Annotated in this window: 1 protein-coding gene; it reads right to left on the reverse strand. The window is 63.5% G+C overall.

Annotated elements, in window-relative coordinates:
• A partial coding sequence (locus ACPYOJ_RS36470) for a molybdopterin-dependent oxidoreductase (protein ID WP_481420552.1) occupies positions 1-241 on the reverse strand: 241 nt, incomplete at both ends.

Consider the following 241-nt stretch of genomic DNA (forward strand, 5'->3'; position numbering starts at 1 on the left):
GGGAGGGGAGGAGCGGATCTAACGGCGTGGACCAGTGCGAAGAGCAGTCTAAGTTGTTGGTCCGGAATACAGTCCGCATCATGTTCTGAAACCGGTAGAGCATCTCGTTGGGAAGGCGCGGCGAGGCCAGCCCGCCTGCAGCCTTTCCCTCGCCCGCAGACAGGCGCCGCTGCAGGTAGTCCCCAGCTTCTTCCCAGGAAACCGGCACGAGGGCTCCATCGCGACGGACCATCGGTCGCTT

The organism is Rhizobium sp. SVR5-9E (genome assembly GCF_056755095.1).